We start from the raw sequence: 7151 nt of genomic DNA on the forward strand, positions 1-7151 counted from the left end.
GCCGGCGGGGCGATGTACAGCCCCGCCGGCGTTTGAGGCGCGGGGGTCTGGGGGCGGAGCCCCCTGGGGGCACCTCCCAGCGGTAGCTGGGGGAGGAACGGTGGAAGGGCGGGTAGGGGACCGGCCCCGCAGGGAGCCCGCAGTCGGCGCTCGCCGGGCCGCGCGGGCGGGGCCGCTGGGGCCCGGGGGCCGCAAGCCCGGCCCGGGTGGGCGGGGCCGCGGAGGCCCGGCCCCGCAGGGTTACGCGGCGGGGGCCAGCTGGTCCGCCAGCCAGGTCGGGATGCCGCCCAGGAGGTGGAACAGGCGGCGGGCCTCCGCGCGGAGCCGGGCGGCCTCCGGTTCCGGCTCGACCTCCGCCAGCGCCGCCAGCGCCGGCGCGGTGCCGACCAGGAAGCCCAGGTCCTCCCGGATCCGCAGGGACTCCGCGAAGCCCTTGCGGGCCTCGGCGACCTCGCCGTCCCGCAGCGCCAGCGCGGCCAGGTGCCGCCAGGTGAACGACAGCAGCAGGGTGTCCCCGTGGGTCACCGCCCCCGCGTGCGCGCGGTGGTACGCCGGCCGGGCCGCCTGCGGGGCGTCCGCCAGGTGCTCGGCGACCAGGCCCCGCCGGAAGTCCAGCAGCGGGCGCGTCCGCGACCCCGGGGACAGCAGCGCGGCCGCGCGGCCCAGCGCCGAGCGGGCCTCGTCGGCCCGGTCCCGCACCCCGAGCACGGTCGCCGCGTACGCCAGCTGGCCCCGCTCGCAGGCCGCCGCGCCCCGTTCGTCGTCGTCCCGGGCCACGGCCTCGGCCGCCCGCAGCGCGTCCTCCGCCTCCGGCCAGCCCTGGCCGGTGAACAGGCACCGCTCCACCAGGAGCGCGGTGCGCTGCACCGCCGCCCCCGCGTCGTGCGCGTGCGGCGTCAGCAGGGCCGCCGCGTCCGTCCAACAGCCGCGCGAGCGCAGCCGCCATATCGCCCGCTGGAGGGGGTCGTCGCCCCCCGTTGATCCCGCACCGGACATGGCGGTATCCGCCACATTGCCCTCCCCGAAGCAACCAAGCAGCACGTCGTTGAGCCCTGGGGCGAAATGAGAGCACGGATCGGCTGCCTCGGCCAAGGGGTCGGGTGAACTCTTTCACAAAGTCCGGACGGCTCGTCAGCCGCCCCTGCCCGGCCCCTCCGAGGGGAGTGCGCAGATGGGAGGGCCCGGGGGTCAGCTCATGCGCAGTGCCAGGAAGAAGTCCAGCTTGTCCTCCAGGCGCGAAAGGTCGCGCGCCGTCAGCTGCTCGATTCGCCCGACCCGGTAGCGCAGCGTGTTGACGTGGAGGTGCAGCCGGGTCGCGCAACGGGTCCAGGAGCCGTCGCAGTCCAGGAACGCCTCCAGGGTCGGGATGAGCTCCGCCCGGTGCCGGCGGTCGTAGTCGCGCAGCGGGTCCAGCAGGCGGGCCGTGAAGGCGCGGCGGACGTCGTCCGGCACGAACGGCAGCAGCAGCACGTGCGAGGCCAGCTCGTGGTGGCCGGCCGCGCAGACCCGGCCGGGGCGGGCGGCGGCGACCCGGCGGGCGTGCCGGGCCTCCTCCAGCGCCCCGCGCAGCCCCTCGGCGGAGTGCACGGCCGCGCTGACGCCGAGGGTGAGCCGGCCGTCGTCGGCCAGACCGGCCGCCAGCGGCTCCCGTACGGCCGCCAGGAGCGCGTCGGCGTGCAGCGCGGAGTCCGGGCCCTTGTCCTCCCCGGCGTCGCCGGAGAGCGCGGGCAGCGGCACCAGCGCGATGGCCTCGTCGCCGGCGTGGGCCACCGCGATCCGGTCGGACGGCTCCGGTCCGGACATCGACGGGTCGACCAGGATCTCCTCCAGCAGCGACTGGGCCACCGGGCCGCCGGGGATGTCCCCGCCGTCCCAGTCCACCCGCGCCACCACGACCTGCCAGTGAGGGGCCGCGCCCAGTCCGGGCAGCAGCACCGGGGCCGCCACCCGCAGACGGGCGGCGATCTCGGCGGGCGGGGCGCCCGTCTGGACCAGCTCCAGCACCTCCTGCGCCAGCCGGCGGCGCACCGTGCGGGCCGCGTCGCGGCGGTCCCGCTCGACCGCGATGAGCTGGGTGACGCCCTGGAGCAGGTCCAGGCGCTCGGCGGGCCAGTCGCCCGCGTCCGCCTCGACGGCCAGCAGCCAGTCCGACAGCACGCTCTCGCGCACGTCGCGCGTGGCCTGACCAGGGCCGCGACCGTGTCCCCTGATCGGGAAGAGGGAGTACGTAATACCCTGGAGGGACAGCCGGTGCGGGCCCCTGCGGCCCGTCCGGACCGCCGCGAGGTGTTCGCTCGCCAGCGTCGCGCAGATCCCCGGCGCCAGCGGCTCGCCCGCTCCGGCGATCTGCCGGCCGGTGGGGGAGAGCACCCAGGCCCGCAGATCGAGGTCCGTGGTGAGCAGATCCAGCACCACATCGGGTCCGCCGCCCGCGGGGCCCGAGGTCATCAGGCGCCGGTGGCGGTCCACGACCGCCGCGAGGTCGCCGGCGCGCTCTCCGGAGACCTGCCGCACCACGTACTCCGTGATGGTGGCGAATGCAACGTCCTCGTTCACCGCGAAGAGCGGCAGCCGGTTGCGGACGCAGGCCGAAACCAGATCATCGGGGATGTCGCCCAGTTCCGCTTCGCCGGCCGCGAGGCCCGCCACTCCCGCGCTCGCGAGGATTCGTACGAATGGCTCGGAGTCGGCTGAATTTCTTCGCCATGCCAGGCCCGTGAGGACAAGTTCTCCCCCGGTCAGGTATCGGCTGGGATCCCTCAGGTCGGTCGTCATGACCCCGCGGACCGTCCGGTCGAGTTCTTCCTCGCCGCCCAGCAGCCGCAGCCCCAGCGCCTCGGTTTCCAGCAGTGCGCGCAGCCGCATGATGTCGCCGCCGATCTGTCTCGAATGTTGCCGTTGGAAATCGGGCAGGTCGTCGCATCCTGCCTTTCATACGAATCTACAAGACGAAGGAGGCCGCCAGCCAACTCCTTCATGGTTTCGGTGACTGCACCCGAGGGACACCGGGCTTGTGTACTGACTCCACACCGCGTTAACAGCACGTGAACGACCAGTCGAGGGCCTTCGGCCTCCTGGCTTGAAGTGAACGACACGATGAAGAAGAAGAGAGCCGCACATGGACTTCCTTCGCCCCGCCAGCTGGGAGGAGGCGCTCGCCGCTAAGGCCGAGTACCCCACAGCTGTGCCGATTGCGGGTGGCACCGACATCATGGTCGAGATCAATTTCGACCACCGCCGTCCGGAATACCTCCTGGACCTCAACCGCATCGAACTGCTGCGGGAGTGGGAGGTCGGCGAGGAGGTCACCAAGCTCGGCGCCTCCGTCCCGTACACCCAGATCATGGAGAACCTGCGCGCGACGCTGCCGGGTCTCGCGCTCGCCTCGCACACGGTCGCGTCCCCGCAGATCCGCAACCGCGGCGGCGTCGGCGGCAACCTCGGTTGCGCCTCGCCCGCCGGTGACTCCCACCCCGCCCTGCTCGCCGCCGACTGCCACGTCGAGGTCGAGTCGGTGCGCGGCTCCCGCCTGATCCCGATCGACGAGTTCTACACCGGCGTGAAGCGCAACGCGCTCGCCGCCGACGAGCTCATCAAGACGATCCACATCAAGAACGCCACGGGCCCGCAGCAGTACTCCAAGGTCGGCACCCGCAACGCGATGGTCATCGCCGTCTGCGGCTTCGGCATCGCGCTGCACCCCGACACCCGCACCGTGCGTACGGGTATCGCCTCGGCCGCCCCGACCCCGATCCGGGCGAAGGCCGCCGAGGAGTTCCTGAACGCCGCGCTCGAAGAGGGCGGTTTCTGGGACAACGGCAAGGTCATCACCCCGTCGATCGCCAAGCAGTTCGGTGAGCTCGCGTCCGCCTCGTGCAACCCGATCGACGACGTCCGCGGCACGGCGAAGTACCGCCGTCACGCGGTCGGCATCCTTGCTCGCCGCCAGCTCGTCTGGACCTGGGAGCAGTACCGCGGCACCAACGGCCGCTCGCTTGAAGGGGCTGCGTAACCATGCGCGTCAATTTCACTGTCAACGGTCGTCCGCAGGAAGCCGACGACGTCTGGGAGGGCGAGTCCCTCCTCTACGTCCTGCGTGAGCGCCTGGGCCTGCCCGGCTCCAAGAACGCCTGTGAGCAGGGCGAGTGCGGTTCCTGCACCGTCCGCCTCGACGGCGTGCCGGTCTGTTCCTGCCTGGTCGCGGCCGGTCAGGTCGAGGGCCGCGACGTCGTGACCGTCGAGGGCCTGGCGGACTTCGCCAAGCAGCGCGACGAGCACGGCCACGCCTGCGGCACCGGCGCGTGCGGCGGCGGCAAGGGCGTCTCCACGGACGAGGCCAAGCAGTGGTCCGCCAAGGGCACCGACTCCCAGACCGGTGAGGGCGGCGAGCTCTCCAACATCCAGCAGGCGTTCATCGACGCCGGCGCGGTCCAGTGCGGTTTCTGCACCCCGGGTCTGCTGGTCCAGGCCGACGCTCTCCTGGAGCAGAACGCCGACCCGTCCGACCAGGACATCCGTGAGGCCCTGTCCGGCAACCTCTGCCGCTGCACGGGCTACGAGAAGATCCTCGACGCGGTCCGCCTCGCGGCCGCCCGTCAGGGAGAGGCGGTCTGATCATGGCTCAGGACACCCGCACCGTCGGCACGCCGAAGAACGTCACCCAGAACCACACCAAGGGCGGCATCGGCGAGTCCACGCTCCGCCCGGACGGCACCCTCAAGGTCACCGGTGAGTTCGCGTACTCCTCGGACATGTGGCACGAGGACATGCTGTGGGGCCAGACCCTGCGCAGCACCGTCGCCCACGCCGAGATCGTCTCCATCGACATCTCCGAGGCCCTGGCCATGCCGGGCGTCTACTCGGTCCTGACGTACGACGACCTGCCGGCCGAGATGAAGAACTACGGCCTCGAGATCCAGGACACCCCCGTCCTGGCCAACGGCCGGGTACGTCACCACGGTGAGCCGGTCGCCCTCGTGGCCGCCGACCACCCGGAGACCGCCCGCCGCGCGGCCGCCAAGATCAAGATCGACTACAAGGAGCTGCCGCTCGTCACGGACGAGGCCTCCGCCCTCGCCGCCGACGCGCCGCTGATCCACCCGGGCCGCGACGACCACCACTCCGGTCACGTCCCGCACCCGAACATCGTGCACCGCCAGCCGATCATCCGCGGCAACGTGGAGGAGGCCCGCAAGCGGGCCGACGTGATCGTCGAGGGCGAGTACACCTTCGGCATGCAGGACCAGGCCTTCCTCGGCCCGGAGTCCGGTCTCGCCGTGCCCTCCGAGGACGGCGGTGTCGACCTCTACGTCGCCACCCAGTGGCTGCACTCGGACCTCCAGCAGATCGCCCCGGTCCTCGGCCTCCCGCCGGAGAAGGTCCGCATGACGCTCTCGGGCGTCGGCGGTGCCTTCGGCGGCCGCGAGGACATCTCGATGCAGATCCACGCCTGCCTCCTGGCCCTGGCCACGAACAAGCCGGTCAAGATCGTCTACAACCGCTTCGAGTCCTTCTTCGGCCACGTGCACCGCCACCCGGCGAAGCTGTACTACGAGCACGGCGCCACCAAGGACGGCAAGATCACGCACATGAAGTGCAAGATCGTGCTCGACGGCGGTGCCTACGCGTCGGCCTCCCCGGCCGTCGTCGGCAACGCGTCCTCCCTCTCGGTTGGCCCGTACGTCATCGACGACGTGGACATCGAGGCGATCGCGCTCTACACGAACAACCCGCCCTGCGGCGCGATGCGCGGCTTCGGCGCCGTCCAGGCCTGCTTCGCGTACGAGGCCCAGATGGACAAGCTCGCGGCGAAGCTGGGCATGGACCCGGTCGAGTTCCGCCAGCTGAACGCCATGGAGATGGGCACGATCATGCCCACCGGCCAGGTCGTGGACTCCCCGGCCCCGGTCGCCGAGCTGCTGCGCCGGGTCAAGGCCCGCCCGCTGCCGCCGGAGCGCCAGTGGGAGACCGCCGGCGAGAGCGCGGACGTCCGCGCGCTGCCCGGTGGCCTCTCGAACACCACCCACGGTGAGGGCGTCGTCCGCGGCGTCGGCTACGCGGTCGGCATCAAGAACGTCGGCTTCTCCGAGGGCTTCGACGACTACTCCACCGCCCGCGTGCGCCTGGAGGTCATCAACGGCCAGCCCGTCGCGATGGTCCACACGGCCATGGCGGAGGTCGGCCAGGGCGGTGTCACCGTCCACGCGCAGATCGCCCGTACCGAGCTGGGCGTCACGCAGGTGACCATCCACCCGGCCGACACGCAGGTCGGCTCCGCCGGTTCCACGTCCGCCTCCCGGCAGACGTACATGACCGGTGGCGCGGTGAAGAACACCTGTGAGGCCGTCCGCGAGAAGGTCCTGGAGATCGGCCGCCGCAAGAACGGCTCCTACCACCCGGCGTGGGCGACCGCCGAGCTGCTCCTGGAGGGCGGCAAGGTCGTCACCGACGGCGGCGAGGTGCTCGCGGACCTGGCGGACATCCTGGAGGGCGAGGACGCGATCGACCTCGAACTCGAGTTCCGTCACCGCCCGACGGTCGCCTTCGACCTGAAGACCGGCCAGGGCGACGGCCACGTCCAGTACACCTTCGCCGCGCACCGCGCGGTCGTCGAGGTGGACACCGAGCTCGGCCTCGTCAAGGTCGTCGAGCTGGCGACCGCCCAGGACGTCGGCAAGGCGCTGAACATGCTCTCCGTGGTGGGCCAGATCCAGGGTGGTACCACCCAGGGTCTCGGCGTGGCGGTCATGGAAGAGATCATCGTGGACCCGCAGACCGCGAAGGTGCGCAACCCCTCCTTCACGGACTACCTGATCCCGACCATCCTGGACACCCCGACCATCCCGGTCGACGTCCTGGAGCTGGCCGACCCGAACGCGCCGTACGGCCTTCGCGGTCTCGGCGAGGCCCCGACCCTGTCGTCCACCCCGGCCGTCCTCGCGGCGATCCGGCAGGCGACCGGTCTGGAGCTCAACAAGACGCCGATCCGTCCGGAAGCCCTTACCGGGACCCTCTAGGACGCAGTGGTGGGGGGGGGGGGGGGGGGGGGGGGGGGGGGGCGGCGGGGGGGGGGGGGGGGGGGGGGGGCGTGGCGAGCTTGAATGGAGTACCGGTTAGTGAAAGTAGGCAAGGCGGCGTCATGAACGTGGCTG

5 protein-coding genes are annotated in these 7151 nt (G+C 72.1%); 3 read left to right on the top strand and 2 right to left on the bottom strand.

Translation table 11 applies throughout. The features are described 5' to 3' along the window. Positions 1 to 240: 240 nt before the first annotated feature. Both AC07A6_RS39445 and AC07A6_RS39450 read right to left on the bottom strand, forming a co-directional pair. On the bottom strand, positions 241 to 996 hold the full coding sequence (locus AC07A6_RS39445; RefSeq protein WP_362474557.1) for a hypothetical protein: 756 nt from the start codon (positions 994 to 996) through the stop codon (positions 241 to 243). Between the two features lie 192 nt (positions 997 to 1188). Next, a complete protein-coding gene (locus tag AC07A6_RS39450) occupies positions 1189 to 2865 on the bottom strand; it encodes a PucR family transcriptional regulator (protein WP_362474554.1) in 1677 nt (558 codons plus the stop codon). 253 nt (positions 2866 to 3118) lie between these two features. Here AC07A6_RS39450 and AC07A6_RS39455 point away from each other — a divergent pair, with 253 nt between their 5' ends. From AC07A6_RS39455 to pucD, 3 genes are read left to right on the top strand one after another with little or no spacing between them, the layout of a single operon-like run. After that, on the top strand, positions 3119 to 4012 hold the full coding sequence (locus AC07A6_RS39455; RefSeq protein WP_362474551.1) for an FAD binding domain-containing protein: 894 nt from the start codon (positions 3119 to 3121) through the stop codon (positions 4010 to 4012). 2 nt (positions 4013 to 4014) lie between these two features. Then, complete coding sequence (locus tag AC07A6_RS39460; RefSeq protein ID WP_007267275.1) at positions 4015 to 4614, top strand: (2Fe-2S)-binding protein; 600 nt, start codon at positions 4015 to 4017, stop codon at positions 4612 to 4614. 2 nt (positions 4615 to 4616) lie between these two features. Continuing rightward, positions 4617 to 7016: a xanthine dehydrogenase subunit D gene (pucD, locus tag AC07A6_RS39465; RefSeq protein ID WP_362474547.1), complete on the top strand. Its 2400-nt coding sequence runs from the start codon at positions 4617 to 4619 to the stop codon at positions 7014 to 7016. Positions 7017 to 7151: the final 135 nt, after the last annotated feature.

The sequence above is a fragment of the Streptomyces sp. NPDC044002 genome (assembly GCF_056434525.1).

Bases quoted from the DNA above. Each gene is read 5' to 3' on its own strand.
- AC07A6_RS39445 (WP_362474557.1), bottom strand. From the start codon at position 996: ATGTCCGGTGCGGGATCAACGGGGGGCGACGACCCCCTCCAGCGGGCG.
- AC07A6_RS39450 (WP_362474554.1), bottom strand. From the start codon at position 2,865: ATGCGGCTGCGCGCACTGCTGGAAACCGAGGCGCTGGGGCTGCGGCTG.
- AC07A6_RS39455 (WP_362474551.1), top strand. From the start codon at position 3,119: ATGGACTTCCTTCGCCCCGCCAGCTGGGAGGAGGCGCTCGCCGCTAAG.
- AC07A6_RS39460 (WP_007267275.1), top strand. From the start codon at position 4,015: ATGCGCGTCAATTTCACTGTCAACGGTCGTCCGCAGGAAGCCGACGAC.
- pucD (WP_362474547.1), top strand. From the start codon at position 4,617: ATGGCTCAGGACACCCGCACCGTCGGCACGCCGAAGAACGTCACCCAG.